This window comes from Winslowiella sp. 2C04 (assembly GCF_050037805.1).
GTDB lineage: Bacteria > Pseudomonadota > Gammaproteobacteria > Enterobacterales > Enterobacteriaceae > Erwinia > Erwinia toletana_A.
Genome location: NZ_CP188300.1, coordinates 4253685 through 4278283 on the forward strand (window position 1 = coordinate 4253685; position 24599 = coordinate 4278283).

The window sequence follows — 24599 nt, forward strand, 5'->3', positions numbered from 1 at the left end:
GAAGGCGGCTTAATGCCGCCTTTTTTATTGCCTGTTGCCATCGACTGGCGCGAATGAATTACCTCACTACAATCATTATCTTGCTGGATGTTTTTTACTCACGGATATGAGTGCCCTTAATGATCAAACCGCTGCCCATCATCGCGTCCGGCTCTGCCATCGCAAGGCCGTTCAACACCACACGCGCAGACCTGTGCTCTCTGCCTGTGCTCTCTGCCTGTGACCAATATTAGCAATGTACCGCTGCGTTTAGCGCCGCCAGACGTTGATGAAGACCACTATTTCGACGCGCTGGATACGCAACCCTGGTTAACCCCGGTATCGCCGCAGTGGCCGCGACTAAATGCTCTCGCCCTGCAGATCAAGGAAGCTATCCATTATCAGATTCACTTGCTCAGCCAGACTTCTATGGCGACCACATTACTGAGTGTCATTCATCCCGATTTAAGTAAATTACTGGCCGCAGCGTTGATATGCAGCGGTCGGGGTAAAGAGATCGTTTGCCAGGCGGCTTTAATCGCGGGTCTGCAACTGATCAATCAGCTGATTTATCTCGCTGCGGGCATGACATCGAAAGCGGCAATCCTCTCCAGCCTGCCTGGCCTGCTGATCATCTGGCTGCAACACCATCAGGTGTCTCTGGCGGCCAAACTTCTGCAAAGCATTGTGGTGCTACTCTCCAGCTGGTCAACATCCTGCGTGTTTGAAAATATCGGTCAGCCCGGCTGGCTGGTCGATCTGCACCAACAGCTAATCTTTCCGGTTACACAGTTATGTCGTGAGAGCGGTGCGGGTGAAGTCGTGATGACCGGCATCACGCTGATCGTCGGACTGTATAGCGCGCTGGCTTTAAGCGGCTGGTTGAAAGGAAAAAAGCCGTCACCCACGATGCTGAGCGATGGCCTGCGAATCATCGAGGATATCTGCCAGCTATCGACGCGCAGCAGCAATCTTCAGCTGCTGCATAACAAAGAGCTTGTCGGCAGGCAAAAGAAAGCATGGTATCGGGCAACACACCACCCGCGCTGGGATGAGAGCAAAGCGGATAAGGCATTAAATCGGGCAGTGATTCGTTGCATACCGCGAAATATCCTGCTGCAAAAAGATCGACCGAACAGCAACGCGGACCGGTCATCCGCCCCTGTTTCATTTGAAGCAAATTATCACCGCGCTTATCAGCAAATCGAGCAGCAGATCTTAGCCCGGCAGCTAACAGTGTGCCCGGACGACTCGGGGCGTATCGTGTCACCGATGGTCAGGGAGAATCTCGCTGTTTTACCGGACGACGCCAGCGGGCAAGCAGCATCTTCATCAGAGGGCGCTTCGGCACCTCTGCTTATCCCTGCCGCGCTCATCGCCGCGGCTGCCGTACCGAACGTCTGGTGGCAGAGAAGAACGAATCTGCTGCTGCCGGCAGCCGGCGTCACCCTGCTGGCGGCGGCAGGATACCTTCGCCAGCGCATCACGCGCTTAGAGACACCGACGAAACTGCACACTGATAATGTTAAACCCAGCATCAATTTATGTGCTGATGCGCGAAACACGATCAGGCAGCTCCTCAGTTCCAATAAAACTTATGTCAATCTGGCGGTTGAGCTGTTTGACAAACTTTTCGACAATCAGGGCGATCTCAACTTTTCATTTGCAGATAAACTACTGGAAAAATGGAACATCACGACATTCACCAGTAACGATCGAGATGAGATGAATGGGCAGTTATTATATATATTATCATTACTGGTGACGCCCGCTGGCCGCAGCCAGCCGATTGATCTCAGCAGCATTATTCTTACACTGAGTCAAAAATTTAATAAATTATGGCGAAATGAAACTGAGTCGCTTAAAAATAAAACCGTTAAGTCACTGCTGCATAATTTGCGCTCTCACTGTGCTAAAAAGTATGCCGCGTTGGGTGTTCATAGTTTATCTGACATGCTGAGCATTACTAACTTCCTTATTAACTATGTAGCTCAGGACTTACTTTTTATGGAGCAAAATGGCAGGTCAGATGATGCTTATTTAACGGAAGATAATTACTACATATGGAATTATATCGGTAAGCAATTTGCTAACAACCGCTATGTTACGCACGATGAGTTTTCTGTCGCCCTCTATGAAGGCTGGATTGATGGATTTGTTCTGTCCCGATTATGTAGCTATCCAGGTTATAATCTGACCAGCAGCAGGGAATATCTCCAAAAAGCCTATAAAGACGTGACTCAGCAGATGGATATCTATCACAGGGAGGATACCATACTGGAAGCGATACCTATTGTGACTTTTGATGATATTATCAAGCTTACCTTTCCGGGTGTCGATATTCATGCCGCACAGAATTTCAAAACGTTTACCCTGATAGTTACCACTCAGGCGCGTATTGAAAAAGAAATCAGAATAATAGCTGATTGCAGTAATTACGGAGAAATAATACGCAACATGGAGGATGGTTTTGGTGAGCTTTATCATTATCTGCCGCAGAAAATACCTGAAGCATTACGTATCTACGATCAAAACAACAGAAAAACCTTCTCACTAAAAAAACATCCCAAGTTAACTGAGTTGTACAAAAGCTTCGACCAGGCGTATCAGAAGATGATCGATCATCATTGTGATATTTATCTTAAAGTCGTTAACCAGGCATTTAAAATATTATCTAAAGAAGATTCTAACTTCCTGCATAGTGCTGATACGCAGATTTATGCGATAGACATCAAAGTAAAAAGATTAAAATCTTTACGTTTTCTTTTACAACCGTCAACTTTTCGATTATTTCCTGAATTCCATCAAAAAATCTCCTATAACAATCGGCCTTATCATGAAACGGGTAAGATTTTTGTCGGATATAATAGTATCTCCAACGAAAAACGCTTCTATATTCTAAATATCGAATCCAGTCGCATACATTCAAGACAACTTCCTTTGCGTCGATTAAATATTACTGAAAATGAACAGATATCCGGATTAGATAACAGCATCCTGAATGAAAACTATATATTTATGGATGACCAACCCTTCCATGACAGCTGTGACGAAATTCAGCAACCGAATGCTACCCTTCTGAGTCGCTGGGATAAATCAGGAGAATTTATCACCGAGCATTACCACTATTATAAAAACAAACTCTGCATAAAACTCAAGCATCCCGAGGACATGGTCACCTCATACAAGGAAAGAGCCGTCAGAAAAAATGGCGTCTCTGCACTGGAGGCATTAAAGAACGAGATAGTACAAAATCGCAGAAAATACCTTAGTTATTTGAAGAAAAGGGCTCACAATCCTTCCGCTGTGGAACAGGATAATGAGAAAGGAAAAATACAGCAGATCGTAGAATTGATGCCTTTATACAATTGCTATGCATTTTTTCGCGATATCATTATGATCAGAGATGATACGACGCCTCCGTCGATAATGACGCCTTTTTTTCAGCTATTGATTTGTGCGGCAGACTTATATATGGGATATGGAGTTAAAAAAACCCTTAGTTCACTGTTGCAATCTTTACGGGAAATGTATGCAAAGCGCTGGATAAGAGAAGTTGAACTGGCAAAATTAAACAGAATGATCAGTGATTCTCTTATTCAGCCATCATCATTGAATTACGCCAATCAACTGGCGGGAAAAATAATAACCGCGAAAAATAATCTGAAAACACTCGACGAAGAAATTGCTGCATTGCGCAGTCAAGCTTATTTAATGTTGGGAAACCTTGCGTCGATCCCCCCCTTCACCGCTTTTCCCTATCTTTCCTTACGCAGGGGTGACAAAATTTTATCGTCAAACTATCCCTGGGGGATTAATATGGCCAAAATGGTATTAAAGAAAAGCCTCGCCACCGCTACCCGCAACAGATTACCAGTTCCGTGGAGCCCTCCACGAACTATCGATCTGGTTGACAGAAATAACTACAACCCTGAACTTCCCCAACAACCTGATTATTCATGCGCCACCATCCCTTTAAAAGCCGGTAAACTGATTCTTAATATTTTTGACCTGCGTGGCTTAAATTCAACCCTTTATCATCAGCTCTACTTCAGCGCGCTAAGCGATCCGATTCCGGAATCAATTATCGCTACGGCTGAGAGCCAGCAGTGCATAATTCCGGAAAATTATAATCAGATGGCGATGTTCTTTTTTATTTCATTTACCATTCCGGTAAGACGCTTAACCAGTATGATTCTGGCTCAGCAAGATCATCAGCAGTCAACTAATAAAATAAATGAGGAAACACTTTATAAATATTATGCTGATTATCTGACAAAGCCTTACTCCAATCCTCCAGAGGGGCTGAGACCAGAACAAAGCCGATTGATTAATCAGTCGATAAACTTCATCAGGACAGTAGTCAGCAGTAATATTCAGGGTGCTGAGTTGAGTTATCTGTTTATGATTCAGTATCTGCTGATGAAGGAAGATATTGTCTCGCAACTGCAGGCAATGAATGACCAACCCGCCGATAAACCGCAGCATCTTGATCGGTTGTTGCAGGCTTTATCCTATAATCTGGAAAGATTTACCCTTTTTAGTGCTAATTACTCCTCAGTGCAGAAAAAATTTCATATCGCCGTGATCAATCAATTCTGCCAATACTATGACCAACTGATCAGCAGTAACTTTGCCAACACCCTGCTTTTCAGCGCCAATATGGAAATTTTTCTTCAACGAACAGAGCAGTTTCAGCAAATGGATCCTCTGGCCACGCTGCCATCCCCCGCTGATTACATCAACCGCTGGCTGGATATAGCGCAGACTATTTCAGGGATTTATCGCTCGTTTGCGCGTATCGAATACAGCGCTAAAGCGCTGGCGGCTTTCTCACCTGATGAGTGGTCTGGCAAAGCGGCACAGGACGCCTGGTTGGCCGCACTGCAAGAATTTTTGTTTGTCGAGATGCGCTACGAAAATCTTCGTCCGTTTTTACTCAGCGCAACGGAGAAATTAACCAATGACTGGCGAAAGCGACAAAGCTCCACCGCTAACATCAATGCGATTATCAGTAATGATGTGGTAAACCCACGGTTTATTGAAAGTGTTAAACAAGCGATGTCTGACAGCTGCTCCCTTTATCCCAAACTGTTTTTTTGTCATGTCTATAAAACCGATGGCGGTAGCTGGTTTAGTTTTCTGAATAACGAGTTTATTACCGAAACACGTAACCGCATCCGGCGCGAAACGCGCAACACGCATCGCAGCTGGCCGGTTTCAGTACTGACAACTCCGCAGCTGCAACAGAGTATTACTCTGCCAATAAAGCAGATGCAGACCGTATCAAAGCCAGGAACCAGCTTTGATGAGGCATTATGTTATCAGCAACAGCTGGGCCAGGTGCTGAACCGCTTTATACGCTTTGCTTCGCTTCCCTTTCATCAACGCCTGCAGAGCCATTTACTGGATGCCGTGCCTCTGACGTCGGGGGCTAATCAGGATGATGCCATCAGGCTGATAAGTAGCGTCATTGATGCACAGGGCAATTTCGTTGATTATCAGCTCACACTATTACTCAGCTATTTACCGCAGGTGTCGATCGCGGATAAGGCCGTATTGCTGCAACTACTAAGTGATATATTCGGTATCGCCTGTCCGGCAGCGCCGAAACTCTATCAGTTTATTCTTCACCATTTGCAGAATAGCTTCGCGGACTCCTCACTCAACCTCGCCACCGTGTCGCAACAACGTTTCGTTGATCGGCAAATTACCGATATTACCAGCCGCTATCTTGCAAAGCTGCAAAGCAGTGATCAGGCGATACAGCAGTCGATTCAGCGGTACATTACTGCCACTCTGCGTAATCTGCTTTCGTTTACACAATATCTGCAGCCGGTTGAACCTGAGCTGGCAGCATCCCGCTTAAACAGCCTTGCTTCACAGTGGCTCTCTCTCGGCGCAATTATTTCTCATCAGTTACGGGCGGAAGATACCTCTGTCAGTAGCTTGCTGATGCTGGCCTTTGCCGCTCAGCATGACGCCGGTCTGCTTTCCCTGAGGGAAACCGCCATTCAGCAGACAGCGTTACTCAGCGGTCGCCAACCCGATAAGCAACATCGCTTCGAGGCAGCGGATGCGCTTATGACGATCGCTGTTAATGTGAAAGAAGCCGCGGCGATGCAGCAGCATGTCTTCAGTTGCCTGGAGGAAAGCCAGCAGCTGGCTGCATTTATTAAACAGTTAACGTTCTCCAGCCAGTTATCAGAAGTATCTGTGTTGCGGACCATGCTAACCAGCGCCCTGCAGAAACAGCGCCAGTTGTTGCTTAACGCGCTGTATCAGCTTTCTGATAAGAGTAATTTATTGCTGATACAAGCGGTGTTTAATGGCAATTTGCAGGTCAGCTGGTATCTGGAGGAGAACCATTCCAGCAAAGATATTCAGGTTGCCGGGCTGGCGTTTAATTGCCCTGGCCAGCATGAACTGTTTCTGCCGCTAAGCGACCCGGAATATATTCCGCTGATCTTTCGTCAGCTGTCGCCGACACCTGACTATCAGGAATTAACTCGCCTCTGTTTTGCGATTTCTGATACCCCACATAATTTTATTCCTCCCGTCCGGCTTACCCTCAGCGTCAGTTCTCAAACGCGCGGCCTTCCGGTTACCAATCCGGCAATCGTATTATTTGAATGGATGCAGTCAGAAACAGAATCGCAGTCAGCGACACTGATCGCCGCGCATGACGAAACAGAATTTAATCAGTTAAAACAAGCGCTGAGCGACTGGCTAAGTCAGCATCTGTTCTTCTATGGTCGCAGCGACACCAGCGATTATCGTTTTATCAAAGAACAGTCTGAACATTTCAATAGCATTGCCACCAACGTTAATCGCTGGCGAGGGCACCCGCATAACGACAGCGAAACCATCGATGCCAACCCGGTCAGCCAATTTAGTCAGGCCATCAGCACGCTAATGGGCGCCAGTACCGAATGGCAGACCCTGACCGAGGTACTCAGAGAAGCCGCAACGGTATCGGAAGAGGGTTCCATCCCGCTAACCCGCATCCCTGAAAGCGGCTTTGCCGGCTTCTGGTGGGATCCTGTCAGTCGCTTCTGTTATCTGGGCTGGGTTACCGGCAACCAGCGCGCGCTGTATGCCAGTACCAACGAAAATCGCGAGATCTTATACAATCTGGCGGATGACGCGGCCAGCGCCACCATCTGGCCAGCATTAACCCATTTTGACTGGCTGCAGGATGACGTGCAGGCACTGCGCAGCGCCAGACTATCCGCAGGCAAATTCTTCGACCACTCAATCGCGCTGGCATGGCAGCTGCAATGTGCAATGACCGGCGGCGTCCCGCTGCCTGATGACGCGGTTCCACAACGTTCCGGATTACCGCAGGTGTATACCCAGCGGCGTGCCAGCCAGCAGAGAGACTACTTTTATCCTGCCGGGGCGAAGCTGGCGACACCGGTAACGGTCACCGGGCTGGCTGGCGGTGGCTGGCGACTGGATTTCTCTCCGCATAATAATCTTGCCCAACAGGATCACTACTTATCACTGGAAACCAACCGGCTGAACAGCGCCCGGCAGAAGCAATGGATAGTGACGGAACAGCCTGGCTGGCAATTATTATCCGCGCAAGACTCGACTAAATTAATGAAAAGTGGCGTTTTAACTCCCGCCAGCTATTTGCAGTGGAACAAAAGCAATAATCACACGACCACCATGGTGCCAACCTCCCGCGTGCTGCAACGCAACGACGGTAATTTTGTATTTATTTTTACCGAAAATAATCAGCGTATCAGTTACCGAATGCTGGATGCAGAGGGGCAGCTTCAATCCACTCCGGTGTTACCCGCCGACTGGCCGCACGCTATGCGCGCCACAGACGCGCCACAGATTAACACCGCGATTATCGACCTTATTACCCGACAGAATACTCCGGATTACCACGCGTTGCTGGAACCGGATGAACAACTGCGCCTTGAATCGGCTCTTTCCGGCGCACAGCAGCACAGGCGCACCGCTATCCGCCAGGCTTACACTCAGCATCGTAGTTTTCCCTTTCGTTCCAGTTTCAACGCACAGGCACAGAGCGAACTGGAGGATATCCTGCTGGCCTTTCTCCGGATGCGTCAGAACTTCTGGCAGCAGGTAAAAAGAAACGCACAGCTTGAAGACACGCCGATCACCCCGGATGAGCTGCTGTGGAAGCCTTACGGCTGGCGTGATTACAATCTTTTCAGTCTCGCCGGACGCGAAAAGGCGCTGAATAAATTAAATCAGGAAAAGAAACTGCTGCTTTCGATGCGCAAGCTGATAAACGCTCACCATGATGTGCGCTTAACCAGTGACGATTTAAAGATGTGGATCCAACAGCGCCTGACGATGTTGACGGCCGCTACGACGGCGATTCAGTTGATCAAAGGAGAGTCAGAAACGGTGAAGCTGTCATTGCCGCTGCAGTTGCAGCGCTTTGCACATAATTATTTCTTCAGTTACTACGATCGCCAGCCCCACCTCACCGCAGAAGATTTTCAGCAGCCCTGGCCCTGCATCCACGATGGCGACTGGCCAGCGGCAACGCGTAATAGCTGGCAACCGGCGCTGGACCAGCTACACACTCTGACCACTGAGATGCCGCAGCAGGTACGGATATTAGACCGGCTACTGACACTGCCCGCGCCGCTATGGCGGGCAGATGAAATGCAGCAGCGGGCGCGCTGCTGGCAGCAAACCTGCCAGCAGGTCTTTCGCTATTGGCAAACAGCGCGCCATACCGGGCAGATAGTGCTGCTGCGAACCGGGGCTGCGGCGCAGGATCCGCAATTGATGTCACACCAGTATGGCTGGCCGGTTCGTCTGATCCTGGCTGCTGGCATCGGCGCTCCGATCAATAATCAGAGCGCGGGCACCGCGCCACCATTGCAGATTAGCGCCCAACAGAACGAAGATTTATTACTGACGCCATCAGGGCCAGCAAGAGACGATGAACCAGCAGCCCGGCTGGCGGCGATCAATGCCGATCCGCAAAATGCCCGGGAGTTTGCCGCCTGGAGCAAACTCCGGCTCTCCAGCCCGTGGGCGCTGCAGGCCTTTTCCGGCTCCGACTTTTTCTCACGTCTGCACGCCAGAATTCAACGGATGATGGCCGAGGAAGCTGACGGCTGGTGCCAGGAGGAGCGAGACTTTTATCACTCGCCCACCACCGCTGAATTCCTGCGGGAAAGCCAGCCCGAATCGATTGACAGTAGCCACTATGCAGGGCTTTTCATCCAGCTGTTTAACAGTAATTTGCTGGTCACCCGGTTAATTATGACCGATGCGGAAATGGTGTTTGGCCTGATGTGTGACTACTTTGCGGAGAAACACCCTGAGCGAGCCACAGAGGACCTGTCGAAAGCCTGGTTCCTGTTTCTGCACACCTTTGAGCAGCCTGTAGCGGATGAAAGTCAGCCCATCTGGTTGGTCGGCGTGTAATTTTCAACCGAAATATCAACCTGTTTTTAATGGATTTTTTACTCAAGGAATCTGAGTGTTTATATGAAAAACGACATCAATCCCGTCGCCAACGGCCATATGTTACCGGCAAGAATCAAAATAAGCCGCGCTGATTTATGCACGCTTCCGGTTGCCAGTATTCGTAATACTTGCTTGTCTTTACCGGCTGCGGAAAGGGAGGGAGCGGCTGATGAAGAGCTGTTCTACGATGCCTTAGATACACAGCCCTGGCTGACTCCTGCCTCCGCGCACTGGCCATTACTCAGCTCTCTCGCCTCGCAGGTGAAAGAAGCGATTCATCACCAACTTCATTTACTTAGCCAAACCACCCTGGCTTCAAACTTACTGCATGTTCTTCATCCCGATTTGAGTAAGCTGCTCGCGGCGGTATTAATCTGTAGTCGTCAGGGAAAGAATATTGTCTGGCTGGCAGGATTTACTGGCGGACTGGAACTGATCAATAAACTTATCTATCTGGTGGCGGGTGCGACATCCACCGCTGCCCTGCTGACCACGCTGCCAGCACTGCTAAGTATCTGGTTATTCAGGCAGCATATTACTCTGACCGAAACAGCGCTGCACACCGTTTCCCTGCTATTGGCCACCGGATTGACGATTTGCGCACAGCAGGATTTTGCTCAACCCGGCTGGCTGGTGGCGCTATATGAACAGGTGATTGCTCCGGTTATGCAGGTATGCAGTGAAACCGGCATCACTGAGACAGTGACAACCGGCATCACACTGATCCTCGCGGCCTACACCATGCTGCGCATCACCGGCTGGACCGATGGCAAAAGACCGCCGGTTAATGTCTTCACTTATGGGATAAAAATAATCCAGGACATCTGCAATTTATCCGCAGAAAGTCATGATTATCAACGTTTGTATCTGATTAAACATCGGCAGGCGCTCACGAAAACATGGTATGAGCATGCCCACCACAAACCCTGGGAAGAGAGTAAAGCCAATAAAGCCTTAAACCGTTCAGTGATTCGCTGTATGAATAAAGACGTACTGATGCAAAAAGACCGGCAATTAACCGGTGTGGAGTGCCACCAATCCGACAGCCTGCGCACCGAACGCTTTTATCAGGCTTATCAGCAAACCGAGCAGCAAATTTTATCCGGAAAACTCACCACATGCCCGCAGGGCCAGAGAGAAATGCTGCCGCCAGGCAACCGGGATCGTTCCGCCATTCCGGCAAACACCGTGCCACCGGCGGCTTCTTCGGCCGCAGACGCCTCAGCACCGCTGCTGATTTCAGGTGCTTCTGTGGTAATAGCGGCAGCGGCGGTACAAAATCCATGGTGTAAGCTCAGGACCAACTTACTATTGGCAGCATCTGGTATTACTCTGCTGGCGGGTGCGCGCTATCTGCACAGTAGCTTATCGGATGCAGCGACATCATCAACCACTAAGAGAAATGCGCTCAGCGAGAATCAAGATCTGTGCGCTGATGGCACGGATAAGATCAGAAAATTGCTTCATTCTGACAAAACCGAGGCACCGCTCGCAATTGATCTTTTCGATTATTTATTTGACGACTATGGCGATATTAATATTATTCATGCCGACCGTTTACTGGCAGCTTTTGATATAACAACATTTAAAAGTAGCGAACGTAATGAGATGAATCAACAGCTGTTGCACCTGTTGTCGCTACTGCTAAGGCCGGCGGGCAGAAAAGAGCCCGTAGATATTAGCAGTATCATCATCTCGATGGGAAACAAAATTAATATAATATGGATATACTTCATTAAGAATAAGAAAAACAGCTCGGCCAGAACAATACTTCACGAATTACGTCTGCATTGTAACAAAGAATATCTATCGATGAATATTTTCACTCGACTAAAAATGCATAAAATCACCGATTTCTTGATATCCCAGGTGGCACCAGATCTGTTATTTCTGGAAAGAAATGGCAGAGAAAATGAAAAAATTTTGTCAAAAAATGTTTACTACCTTTGGAATTACATTGGAAAAATATTCACTGAAAATAAACATATCCGAAACAATGATTTTTCTTCCGCGCTGGCTTTGGGGCAAATTGATGGTTTGATTACTGCCCGGCTAAGAAGTTATGCCAGCTATAATTTAACCGAAGATCGGGAATACCTTGAAGAGGTGTATAAAGATCTAAATAAAGAAATGTATGCCTATCATAAATATGATGTTGAACTCGAAGGTGTGCCTATCGGAAATTTTGACGATATCATCAGCAATGCATTTCCAGAACTTGATATTGAAGCCGAACAAAACTTCGATACCATTCACTTCAGAATTATCACTCAGGGGCAATTCAGCGAAGATATTCGAAGATTATCAGAGTGCAGGAGTTTCCGCGATCTGATACGTAACTTTAATGATGGTTTTAAAGTATTACATCATTATCTTCCGATGAAAGTGCCCGAGTCATTACGTCTCTATGATTCAAGTAACAAACGAATTTTTTCATTAAAAAAGCATCCGACATTGCCAGAGCTATATAAAAAGTTTGATCAAACTTATCAGGAAATGGTGGATTATCATTGTTCCTTATATAAAGAAGTGGTTGACCGTGCATGCGAAATTTCATCAGAAGAAGAATGCAGTTTTCTTAAAAATACGAATACGGAAATTTATGCTATCGATGCAGAAGTTAAAAGGCTTAAAACATTACGATACACACTTCAGTCTGTTTTAATAAAATTCAACCGCAAAACTATTGAACGTACATCTTACAATTTACGACCCTACCATGAAATTGGAAAGATTTTTTTTGGCTACAATCGCATCACCAAAGAGAAACGTTATTATGCTATCCACATTGAAGCTAGTCGCATGCACCCAGGTCATTACCCCTTACAACGACTGTTGTATAACCAAACTGAGGATATATTTAAAGCGGGAAATGGCTTTCTGGATGAAAATTATCTGTTTATGGATCAACAATCTTTCTTTGACCCCTGTGATGATATTAAACAACCCACCACAAACTTACTCAGTCGCCTGGAAGAATCAGGCGTTTTTTTTACAGAACATTATGAATATTATAAGAATAAACTCTGCCATGCCGTCAGAAGTTCTAAAGAGATAGTCGTCACTTATCATGAACGACGGTTAGGCGATAAGAACAATGTGCCACTGGATGCGTTAAAAAAAGAGATGACAGAAAACCGCAGAAAGCTTCTTTTTCATCTAAAAAGTAAAGCACACGATCCCACGGCGGTTGAACTGACGAAAGAAAAAGGAAAAGCGATGACGCTGATAGAGTCATTCCCCTTTTACAATTGTTATGAACTCTTTCGCGACATTTTCTATACCCGGCAAGATATTTCACCTCCGTCTCCACTGATTCCGGTATTTCAGCTGACCATATGCGCAGCGGATTTTTATATGGGATATGGTTTAAAAAAAACGCTCACTACCTTAATGCAATCGCTCAGGAAAATATACACCTTACGCTGGATAAGAAGAAGCGAGTTGAGTAGCTTTAATTTACAATTAAGCAATAACATAGCGATGTCTTCTTCGGACAGTAATACCAACCTCCTCATCGAAAAAATAAAATTCACTCAGAATTCATTGAAAGCTTATGATGATGAAATAACTCAATTACGCTTCAAGCTGCAAACCTCTCTGGGAAATTTATTTTCGATGCCGGTTTACGTTAAATTTCCTTATCTCTCATTACGTTCCGGCGAAGATTTTTTAGTATCAAATATTCCATGGGGCATCGGACTGGCTAAAATGTTTATCAAAAAAGCCTACTCATTGAAAAAAAATGCTGGATTCCAGGCTCCATGGCATAATCCGACAGCAGCAAAATCAGTTGAGAATGAGAAATATATTCTTCCCCAGCCCAGCAAAAGTAACTTTACTTGCCACGCTGACTCGTCACAAACTGATAATGTCATTCTCGATATTTTTGATCTTAACCGCACTAATTCAACGCTTTATCAGAAACTTTTTTTTACCGCATTACGTGATCCTAATGTAGAATCCGTCATTGATGCCGCCAAAAATGCTGGCTGGACGATTCCTGATAACTATAACCAGATGGCAATGTTTTGTTTTATCTCCCTGACCATTTCTGTACGCTGGTTAACCAGCAGCATCATGACTCAGCAAAAGCATTACAAAAAAGATAAAAACGATATTAAAATTACTGAAGAAGCACTCTATCAGTATTATCATGACTATCAATTAAGGTCGTATATATCCCTGCCGGTCACCATGCAATCCGATCAAAATATATTTATCAGCGAGTCTCTGCGCACGATCAAGGCACTGTTAACAAGTAACATTCAGGGTATTGAGCTAAATTACCTTTTTATGATTCAGTATCTGTTAATGAACGAAGACAGCGACGCTCTCTCGAAAGCAATAGCAGGAAGTCCGATAGAACGAAAGCATCAACTGGATATTATTCAGCAAAATCTGGATTATAACCTGGACAGATTTACCATTTATGCGTCCAGTCATTTCTCAATGCAGAAAAAATTTCATACAGCAATTGTTCAACAGTTCTGTCATATCAGTAATGAACTTATTTCCAGTAACCCGGCTAATATCACACTGTTTAGTCCCAACATTGAAACATTTCTTCAGCGGGCTGCTGATTTCCGTGTGAAGTACCCGGATGCAACACTCCCTTCCCTCGCCAGTTTCACCACTAACTGGCAGCGCATAGCCCGGAGCATTTCAGATATTTATCTGCCATTAGTACGCATCGAATTCAGTGCGCAAGTTCTAGCTGATTACCCTGTCAGCAAATGGCGTGAGGAGACAGCGCTGAATGCCTGGCGGGATAAACTTCAGCAGTATCTTTTTCCAGAAATGCACTTTGAAAAGATAACCCCGGTCTTACAGCGCGCCGCGCAGCAATTAGGTCAAAGCTGGCAGCAGCGGCTAAGTACATCCGGCAACAGAATTAAGATTATTGATAATGGTGTGGTTAACTCACTGTTTATTGATGATGTCAGAGAGGCGCTGACGAAGAGCTGTGCACGGTATCCTGAGCTTTTTTTCTGCCAGGTTTATCAGCGAGATAATGGACACTGGTTTACTTTTTTAATCAACGACTTCATGTCCGACTCCTATCACCGCTCTAAACGCCAACTGGCTGACACCGATCCTTCCTGGCCCGTTTCCCCACTGGTGAGCCGGTTACCAAAGGCGTCTGACCTGCTGCAGGAAGCCTCTATTACCACCAACGTGATGCTCAATCAAACCAGCGTGTATCAACAACAATTACAGGCGTTAGTCAGTCTCTATTCACGCGCGAGATCGCTGCCGTTTCATCAACGCTTGCAGCAACATGCACTGGACGATCGCCCCCCAGTCAACAGCCCGACAGCGCAGGATGTAGTCAGTCTGTTCAATGATCTGATTGACGTGCAGGGCAATATCGTGGATTACCAATACCGGGCACTGAGCCACTATTTGCCACTGCTGGATGTACAGGAAGATTACCTTCTTCTCCAGCTATTAAGTGATACTTTACGGCTCACGATGCCAGCATCACCTGATTTATATGAATTTATCGTTCATTCATTACAAAATAATCTTGCCGATCCCGCATTCCGCCTCGCCAGCCTGACACAGCAAAATTTTGCCGGCGTGCAGATTACAGAAATCGCCCGGCGCTTTACATTAGCCAGCAAGCAATATGACAGCGCCGTACTGGCGGCCATCAGACGCTACATCACCGCCACAGTTCGTCATCTGCTCTCTTTTACCGCTTATCTGAGCGATATTGAACCACTGCTGGCTCAGGCTCCCCTCCACTCGCTCTCATCGCAGTGGCTTTGTCTCGGTGCAATTATTTGCCGTCAGTTAAATTTAGTTACGTCGACTGCCGGTGAACTGCTTATGCTGGCCAGCGCCGCCCAGCATGACACTGGCCTGCTTTCTTTACGCGAAACCGCCATTCAGCAATTGGCTTTTCTTAGTGGATGCCAGCCCGTTGGCGATCGGCGTGCTGAAGCCCTGGATGCGCTAAAGACGGTGTCCTCAACTCTTTTGCAGGCTCACGCGATGCAACAACGCGTTTTCAGTTGCCTGGAGGCAAGCCACTGGCTGGCGCTGTTTCTTGCTCAGATGAACTTCTCCAGCCCTGGCGACTGGGACGCATTGCGAACTTTGCTCAGTACTGCTCTGCAAGAACAGCGTAAATTATTGCAACATGCGCTGTTTGAGCTTACTAACGAGAAAAACCTGCAGCTGACTCAGGCAATTTATCGGGGAGAGCTGCAGCTCACCTGGTATCGGCAAGAAAGCAACCTGATACAACAGGGGCTGGTTGCAGGTTTGGCTTTTAATATCAAAAATCAGCACGGTATTATACTGCCGCTGGGTGAGCCAGAATCAGTCCCCCCGATCTTTCGCCAGCTGACCGCAACTCCCGATGCGCATGAACTGACCCGTCTCTGTTTTGCTGATGCTGACAACGACCGCCTTTTTCTCGATCCCATCCAGTTGAACCTGACAATCGGTACTTATTCTGTCAGCTTTCCGGTCACTAACCCGGCAATCGTGTTGTTTGAATGGATGCAATCAGAGGCAGTGAAACGATTAGCTACGCTGGAGAAGGAAAACAATGAGACATCATTTAATCAGGCAAAGCAGAGCCTGATCACCTGGCTGAGCCAGCATCTGTTCTTCTATGATAATGAGAAGAGCTACTACTCCTCTTTGCCGGAGAAAACTGAACATATTGCCCGGGCAGCGGCGCATCCGGACATTGCGAAGTGGCAACGGCGGGATCCCACCACACTCGTTCACTCAGATCCGGTCAGCCGCTTTAGTCACGCTATCAGCACGGTAATGGGTGGTCACACCCTCTGGCCTTCAATGACTGCGGTATTAAGAGCGACCGCGCCACGAACTGGCGCAACGCCCTGGGCTAATCTGCCTGAATACGGTTTCGCCGGTTTCTGGTGGGATCCGGTCAGTCGCTTCTGCTATCTCGGCTGGAAAAACGGAGAAAGTCGCGCGCTGTATGCCAGCACCGCCGATAACCGGGAAGCCTTGTATTTGTTAGCAGATGACGCAATCAACGCCACAATCTGGCCGGACTTAACCTATTTTGACTGGCTGCAGAATGACGTGCAGGCGCTGCGACGCGCTGCGATATCCGTCAGGCAATTCTTCGATGAATCAATAGCTCTGGCATGGCAGCTGCAACGCGTCTTGATTGGCGGTATCCCTCTGCCCGACGGCTCAGTTATACAACGCCCCGGATTACCCCTGGTGGTTATCCGCAGTGAGAACAATCAGCAGAGAGACTACTTTTATCCAGCCGGGGCTGAACTGGCAGTTCCGGTCACCGTCACCAGGCTGACCGGCGGTGGCTGGCGGCTCGATTTCTCGCCGCATAACGCACAGGCGCTGCAAGACAACTACCTGTCGCTTGAAACCAATCAGATCGATATCACCCAGGGCGGCCTGCGCAGACTTAGCGGACAACCCGCCTGGCAACTTATTTCCGCTGCCGATGCGGATGAAATATCAAAACAAGGGATTTTCACACCTGCCAGCTATCTGCACTGGAACGGCGGCAGTCACCACACCACCACCATGGTGCCGATTTCCCGCGTGCTGCAACGCAACGACGGCAGTCTGGTATTTATTTTTATCGAGAATGATCAGCGTCTGAGCTATCGGATGCTGGATACCAGCGGCGAGCTTCAGCCTTCCCCGGCCCTGCCCGCGGACTGGCCGCGCGACGTCAGTGGTGCAGACACACGGCAACTTAATGCGGCCATTAACCAGCTTATTACCCGCCAAAAAGCACCGGATTATCGCGCATTGCTGGAGCCGGATGAGCAGTTGCGGCTGGAAAATGTCCTGTCCGGCGCGCAGCAGTACAGGCGTGCGGCCATCAGCCAGGCTTACAGCCACCATCGTGCCTTTCTCTTCCGCTCAGCCTTCAGCAAACAGGCGCAAAGTGAGCTGGAGGATATCCTGCTGGCCTTTCTTCGGATGCGGCAAAACTTCTGGCAGCGAGTAAAAATAAACGCGCAGCTTGAAGATACGCCGCTTTCTCTGGATGAGCTGCTGTGGAAGCCTTACGCCTGGCGGGATTACAATCTTTTCATCCATGCCGGCTGCGACAGCGCGCTGGAAAAATTACAACAGGAGAAGACACTGCTGCATGCGATGCGTCAGCAGATAAATCTGCACCATGATGTGCGCTTAACCAGCGACGATTTAAAGGCGTGGATCGCACAACGCCTGACAATGCTCGATGCTGCCGTGGCTGCGATTCCGTCGATTAAAAGCCAGCAGCACAGTCAGCCAGATGCGATAAAGACGATATTACCATTGCAGTTGCAGCGCTTTGCGCACAACTATTTCTTTGGTTATTACGACCGTCAGCTTTATGTTACCGCAGAGCTGTTTCAGCAGCCGTGGCCGTGTATCCGCGATGCCGACTGGCCGGGAGCGGCGCGCAACAGCTGGCAACCGGCGCTGGACCTGCTGCACACTCTGGTTACTGAGATGCCGCCGCAGGTAAGGATAGCAGACCGGCTTCTGACGTTACCCGAGCCGCTGTGGCGCGCAGATGAGATGCAGCAGCGCGCACGCTCATGGCAGCAGACCTTTCAGCAGGGATTTCGCTACTGGCAGACCGCACGCAGCGCCGAACAAATGCTACTGCTGCGGCCCGCTGCCGCAACGCAAGAGCCGCAATTGATGTCACAGCGCTATCGCTGGCCGGTTCGCCTGGTGCTGGCAGCCGGTATTGGCGATCCTGACAATAATCAAAGCGCGGGCACCGCGCCGCCGTTACAGATTGGCGCGCAACATAACGAAGATTTATTGCTGACACCGCCTGGCCCGGCAATAAGCGGAGAGCCGTCGGCACGGCTGGCGGCGATTAATGCCGATCCGCAAAATGCCCGGCAGTTTGCCGACTGGAGTAAGCTGCGGCTCTCCAGCCCGTGGGCGCTACAGGCCTTTTCCGGGCCTGAATTTTTGTTACGTCTGCATGGCAGAATTCAGCGGGTAATGGCGCAGGAAGCGGACAGCTGGTGTCAGGAGGAACAAGAATTTTACCGCTCGCCGGCCACCGCTGAGTTTCTGCAGCAAAGCCAGCCTGAATTGATCGATAAGATCCACTACGCTGCGCTTTTCATCCAGCTGTTTAACAGCAATCTGCTGGTCACCCGATTAATTATGACCGATGCGGAAATGGTGTTTGGCCTGATGTGTGATTACTTTGTGGAAAAGCACCCTGAACGAGCCACCGAGGATCTGTCGAAAGCCTGGTTTCTGTTTCTGCACACCTTCGACCAGCCTGAGCAGGACGACCGGCAACCTCTCTGGCTGGTCGGCGTGTGACAACAAGTAGGGTAAAAAAAAACGGGCCGGCAGGCCCGTTTTCTATTTAACGACGCGAAGCGCCGGACGACCACCGCGCGGCGGCGGCGTATCATCAGGGTTATCGTCATCATCGCTACTGTCATCAGGACGATCGCCATCAATAACCGACATGACGGTCTCTGGTTCATCCTGCTCAGCAGTAAAGTTTTGCTCACCACCCTCTTCATAGGCAGGTTCAGGCTCAAACATCGTGCCTGCACCGTTCTCGCGGGCGTAGATTGCCAGCACCGCATTCAGCGGTACGGTAACCTGGCGCGGAACGCCACCAAAGCGGGCATTGAAACGAACGTCATCGTTGCCTAACTCAAGGTTACCCACGGCACGCGGTGCGATATTCAGAACGATCTGTCCATCACGAGCGTACTCCAGCGGCACCATTACGCCAGGCAGATTGATGTCTACGACTAAATGCGGCGTCAGCTGGTTATCCAGCAGCCACTCGTAAAACGCTCGCAGCAGATAAGGGCGACGTGCGGTTAGTTGAGACATTTCCATACGATTAGCCCCGCGTTTGCAGGCGCATTTCACGTTCCGCTTCCGTCAGGGAAGCCAGGAAGGAATCACGCTCGAACACACGCGTCATATAGCCTTTCAGCTCTTTTGAACCCGCACCAGACAGTTCGATGCCCATCTGTGGTAAACGCCACAGCAGCGGTGCCAGATAGCAATCAACCAGACTAAATTCTTCACTCATAAAGAATGGCGTGCGGGAGAACAGCGGGGCAATCGCCAGCAGCTCTTCACGCAGTTGTTTACGTGCCGCGTCAGCTTCCTGCGCGTTGCCGTTTTCAACTTTACGCATCAGACTGTACCAGTCCTGCTCTACGCGGTGCATCATCAGGCGGCTTTCACCGCGTGCAACCGGGTACACAGGCATCAGTGGCGGATGCGGAAAGCGCTCATCAAGGTATTCCATGATGATGCGGGATTCATACAGCGTCAGCTCGCGATCGACCAGCGTTGGCACGGTACGATACGGGTTGAGGTCAATCAGATCCTGCGGCAGATTATCCGTTTCAACCTGCTCGATCTCTACACTGACACCTTTCTCAGCCAGCACGATACGTACCTGATGGCTAAAAATGTCAGTCGGACCAGAAAACAGCGTCATTACCGAACGTTTGTTGGCAGCGACAGCCATGAAAACCTCCAAGTTTATCGAGAAAATTACTGCGAATAGCCAACCACGCGGCGACTAACCTGCTTGATATAACCCCTCGCAGCCAAAAGTTGCGCCGATCCAGCATCCTGACAGGATAATCATGCGTAACTACCCGGCATACGGGCGCAAAGTGACACACAGTTTACCAGATTTTAAGCGACTTGTGGGGGAAGCATTGAAGATTTGACGGGAAAATGCTAGTGAGCGGGAAAATACCCCGGATTACATCCGTGACGGGCAATAAAAAACCCGGTGTAAGCACCGGGTTTTTTCGATAATTTGCGCTGTAAACAGGCGAATTAACGCTTGGAGAACTGTGGACGACGACGTGCTTTACGCAGACCGACTTTCTTACGTTCAACCTGACGCGCATCACGAGTAACGAAGCCTGCTTTACGCAGTTCGCCACGCATGGACTCGTCGTACTCCATCAGAGCGCGTGTGATACCGTGACGGATCGCACCAGCCTGACCAGAGATACCACCACCTTTAACGGTGATGTACAGATCAAATTTACCAACCACATCCATCAGTTCCAGCGGCTGACGAACTACCATGCGGGCAGTTTCGCGACCGAAGTACTGTTCCAGTGAACGCTGGTTGATAACGATGTTACCACTGCCCGGCTTGATGAAAACGCGTGCGGTAGAGCTTTTGCGGCGACCAGTGCCGTAGTTTTGATTCTCAGCCATTGCCTATAATCCCGATTAAATGTCCAGAACTTGCGGTTGCTGTGCCGCATGGTTGTGCTCGTTGCCCGCGTAAACTTTCAGTTTACGGTACATAGCACGACCCAGCGGGCCCTTTGGCAGCATGCCTTTAACCGCGATTTCAATCACACGCTCAGGACGGCGAGCAATCATCTCTTCGAAGGTCGCTTGCTTGATACCACCGATGTGACCGGTGTGATGGTAATAAATCTTGTCAGTACGCTTGTTGCCGGTTACAGCAACTTTCTCAGCGTTCAGAACGATGATGTAATCACCAGTATCAACGTGCGGAGTATATTCCGCTTTGTGCTTACCGCGCAGGCGCAGAGCCAGTTCAGTCGCCAGGCGACCTAAAGTTTTGCCCGTTGCGTCAACAACGTACCAGTCACGTTTTACGGTTTCTGGTTTAGCTGTAAAAGTTTTCATTAAAAGCTTACCCAAATTAAGTTACACGTTGGTGAAATCCCAAACGCTTGAATAAACGGTTGAGGCTCACACGACCATCTTGACCAGCAAGCCCACCCCTTCGGATAGAGTTACTGGAACGCAAAAGTTTTTGGGAAAAAAAACCAATGCCGTAACGTGGGGTCGCAAGATTATAGAGAAGTCGCACACAAAGCGCGACCCCTTTTTGCGATTAAATCCACTTCCGGCCAGGGTTTTTTAAGCGCTTACGGCAAATGTTCAAGACGCAGGTATTCTTCGCTCTGCATCTCCTGCAAACGCGACAAACAGCGCTGATACTCAAATTTCAGCCGCTCGCCCTGATAAATTTCAAACAGTGAGGCTTCAGCAGCGACGACCAGCTTCACGTGACGCTCATAAAACTCATCCACCAGCGCCAGAAAACGGCGTGCCTGATCCTCGGTGCGATTGACCATTACCGGCACGTTATACAGCAGCACGCTATGAAAACGGCGCGACAGCTCGATGTAATCATGCTGGCTGCGCGCTTCGCCGCACAGCGTATAGAAATCCATTGCCACCACGCCTTCCGCAACGCCCAGCGTCGGCAACGGCCGGTGGTTAACTTCCAGTACCGGCTTCTCATCATCGCGTGCCACTCCAGCCAGCGCGACAAACATCCTCTCCATTTCGCGGGCAGTTTCATCGTTCAATGGCTGCATCCATAAATGGGCCGACGTCAGGGTGCGCAGACGATAATCGATGCCGGCATCGACGTTCATAATGTCGCAATGGCGTTTAATCAATTCGATCGCTGGCAGGAAGCGCGCACGCTGCAGACCATTACGGTAGAGATCGTCCGGCGGGATATTCGACGTGGCCACCAGCGCGATACCACGAGCAAACAGCGCTTCCATCAAGGTTCCCAGCAGCATTGCATCGGTAATATCAGAAACAAAAAACTCATCAAAACAGAGAATATCGGTCTGCGCCTTAAAACGATCGGCAATGATTTCCAGCGGATCGGACTGCCCCTGAAGTTCGGTCAGCTCCTGATGCACCCGCAGCATAAAGCGATGGAAATGCAGACGCAGTTTGCGATCGCCAGGAATAGCCCGAAAAAACAGATCCATTAACCAGGTTTTCCCGCGCCCCACTCCGCCCCACATATACAGCCCGCGAACCGGTGGCAGCGGCGCGGTTTTCTCCTTGCCCATCAGTCCCTTCAGCTTACCAAACAGGCCGCCAGACGGCGCAGACGGCGCAGACGGTGTGGCGATCAAGGCCTGCTGGATAACGTCTAAACGAGCGATCGCATTACGCTGAACCTCGTCAGGTTGATAGTCGCCGTTATTCAGCGCCTGCTGATAAAGCGCCAGAGGAGAAGTCGTTTGCATTGTTAAATCACATTCCCTGAAAAGTGGTCTGTCACGCAGCCGGTTGACGAAAAAAAGGCCGTTCTACACTAAGCGATGCTGCCACAGGATTCCACTTCGATTCGATAAGCAGGTATAGTGGCTATTATTAAGTTGATAGGCCCTACGGAACAACGAAGACAACATGGGAGTCATTTATGACCTGGGAATACGCGCTCATTGGTTTGGTGGTTGGTATTATTATCGGCGCAGTTGTGATGCGTTTTGGTAACAGAAAATTGCGTGAGCAGCGCAGCATGCAGTATGAACTGGAAAAAACTAAAGCCGAATTGTCGGATTATCGTGAAGAACTGACCGGCCATTTTGCACAGAGCGCAGAGCTGCTGGATAACATGGCGCGTGATTACCGCCAGCTTTATCAGCATATGGCGAAAGGTTCGAACGACCTGCTGCCAAATCTGCCAGGTGAGAAAAACCCTTTTGCTTATCAGTTAACTGAAGCAGAAGCGGATAACGATCAGGCACCGGTGCAGATGCCGCGAGACTACTCCGAAGGCGCATCCGGCCTGCTGCGTAGCGAACACGCCAAACGCGATTAATTTACTCTCAGGGGCGCTTTTGCGCCCCTTTTTCGACATAAAGCGTCGAACCCTTTTCTGAATCATCTGTCACAGTTTTTAGTCTTCATAACTTTTCCCCCTCAATTTTTTAGCAGCGAGAGCGTCGTAGCGATGAAAAAAAAATCATTACTGTTTAGCGCATTAGCATTAAGTATTGGCATGAACTTAACCCTTGCTCCACAGGCGCTGGCGTCACTTCCTGCTCAGATTCAGGGTCAACCGCTGCCGAGCCTGGCACCGATGCTGGAAAAAGTGCTGCCGGCAGTGGTCAGCGTGCATGTTGAGGGAACGCAGACTCAATCGCAGGATCTTCCCGAGCCGCTGAAGCGCTTTTTCGGTCAGGGCGGCGCGCGCGGCGGACAGCCGCAGCCTTTTGAAGGTTTGGGCTCTGGCGTGATCATCAATGCGGAAAAAGGCTATGTGCTGACCAATAATCACGTGGTTAACGGTGCCGATAAAATCAACGTTCAGCTGAGTGATGGCAATGAATATGACGCCAAGCTGATCGGGCATGATGAGCAAACCGATATCGCGCTGATCCAGATTAACGGCGCAAAAAATCTTACTCAGGTGAAAGTCGCGGATTCCGATCAGCTAAAAGTGGGTGATTTTGCCGTCGCCATCGGTAACCCGTTTGGCCTTGGACAAACCGCCACTTCCGGCATTATCTCCGCCCTTGGCCGCAGCGGCCTGAATCTGGAAGGGCTGGAAAACTTTATCCAGACCGATGCTGCCATCAACCGCGGTAACTCCGGCGGCGCGCTGGTTAATCTTAACGGCGAACTGATCGGGATTAATACCGCGATTCTCGCCTCCAGCGGCGGCAATATCGGCATCGGCTTTGCCATTCCAGGCAATATGGCAATGAACCTGGCGCAGCAGCTGATTGAATTTGGCGAGGTAAAACGCGGTCAGCTGGGAATCAAAGGCACCGAAATGACCGCTGATATGGCTAAAGCCTTTAAGGTTGACGCCCAGCGCGGTGCTTTCGTCAGTGAGGTGCTGCCGAAATCTGCCGCCGCCACTGCCGGCATAAAATCTGGCGACATCATTACTGCCATCGACGGTAAGCCGATCACCAGTTTTGCTGAGCTGCGGGTTAAAATCGGCACCACTGCACCAGGCAAAGAAGTAAAAATTGGCCTGCTGCGTGATGGCAAACCCTTGACGCTGACCGTTAAGCTGGAAAGTGGTAGCCAGAGCAGCACCAGCGCTGCACAGCTTTCACCGGCGTTGCAGGGGGCTACCCTGAGCGATGGCCAGCTGAAAGATGGCACCAAAGGGGTGAAAGTTGATGACGTCGCCAAATCGACCCCAGCAGAACAGGTCGGCCTGCATAAGGATGATGTGATTGTCGGCGTTAACCGCGCTCCGGTTCACAACCTGGCAGAACTGCGCAAGATACTGGAAGCCAAACCTCCGTTGGTGGCGCTGAATGTGATGCGCGGCGGGGAAAGTATCTACCTGCTATTGCGTTAAGTCGTTATTGCCATCACGACGCGGACACAACATTGTGTGTGTCCGC

General features: G+C 49.4%; 9 protein-coding genes. 4 read left to right on the top strand and 5 right to left on the bottom strand.

Annotated elements, in window-relative coordinates:
• Nucleotides 1-219 precede the first annotated feature (219 nt).
• Together ACP3TC_RS19285 and ACP3TC_RS19290 are read left to right on the top strand one after the other, a co-directional pair.
• On the top strand, nt 220-9408 hold the full coding sequence (locus tag ACP3TC_RS19285; RefSeq protein ID WP_426817067.1) for a hypothetical protein: 9189 nt from the start codon (nt 220-222) through the stop codon (nt 9406-9408).
• A gap of 63 nt (nt 9409-9471) precedes the next feature.
• Nucleotides 9472-18759: a hypothetical protein gene (locus tag ACP3TC_RS19290; RefSeq protein WP_426817068.1), complete on the top strand. Its 9288-nt coding sequence runs from the start codon at nt 9472-9474 to the stop codon at nt 18757-18759.
• A 42-nt stretch (nt 18760-18801) separates the two neighbouring features.
• Here ACP3TC_RS19290 and sspB read toward each other — a convergent pair whose 3' ends face one another.
• The 5 genes from sspB to zapE all read right to left on the bottom strand — a co-directional run bounded on the left by sspB (nt 18802) and on the right by zapE (nt 22475).
• Nucleotides 18802-19296, bottom strand: coding sequence for a ClpXP protease specificity-enhancing factor (gene sspB, locus ACP3TC_RS19295; RefSeq protein ID WP_313855314.1), 495 nt, complete (start codon nt 19294-19296; stop codon nt 18802-18804).
• 4 nt (nt 19297-19300) lie between these two features.
• Nucleotides 19301-19942: a stringent starvation protein SspA gene (gene sspA, locus ACP3TC_RS19300; protein WP_313855313.1), complete on the bottom strand. Its 642-nt coding sequence runs from the start codon at nt 19940-19942 to the stop codon at nt 19301-19303.
• 320 nt (nt 19943-20262) lie between these two features.
• Nucleotides 20263-20655 (bottom strand): 30S ribosomal protein S9, encoded by a 393-nt coding sequence (gene rpsI / locus ACP3TC_RS19305; protein ID WP_052898248.1) that lies wholly within the window; start codon nt 20653-20655, stop codon nt 20263-20265.
• 15 nt (nt 20656-20670) lie between these two features.
• Nucleotides 20671-21099, bottom strand: a complete 429-nt coding sequence (gene rplM, locus ACP3TC_RS19310) for a 50S ribosomal protein L13 (RefSeq protein WP_313855312.1) — start codon at nt 21097-21099, stop codon at nt 20671-20673.
• A gap of 245 nt (nt 21100-21344) precedes the next feature.
• Nucleotides 21345-22475, bottom strand: a complete 1131-nt coding sequence (zapE, locus tag ACP3TC_RS19315) for a cell division protein ZapE (protein ID WP_426817069.1) — start codon at nt 22473-22475, stop codon at nt 21345-21347.
• A gap of 176 nt (nt 22476-22651) precedes the next feature.
• On the opposite strand from zapE, the gene zapG reads away from it, so the two are divergent.
• Both zapG and degQ read left to right on the top strand, forming a co-directional pair.
• Complete coding sequence (gene zapG, locus ACP3TC_RS19320; RefSeq protein ID WP_313855310.1) at nt 22652-23053, top strand: Z-ring associated protein ZapG; 402 nt, start codon at nt 22652-22654, stop codon at nt 23051-23053.
• Between the two features lie 132 nt (nt 23054-23185).
• The gene (degQ, locus tag ACP3TC_RS19325; protein ID WP_313855309.1) at nt 23186-24553 is read left to right on the top strand and encodes a serine endoprotease DegQ; all 1368 of its coding nucleotides are present in this window, start codon (nt 23186-23188) and stop codon (nt 24551-24553) included.
• The last annotated feature ends 46 nt before the right edge of the window (nt 24554-24599 follow it).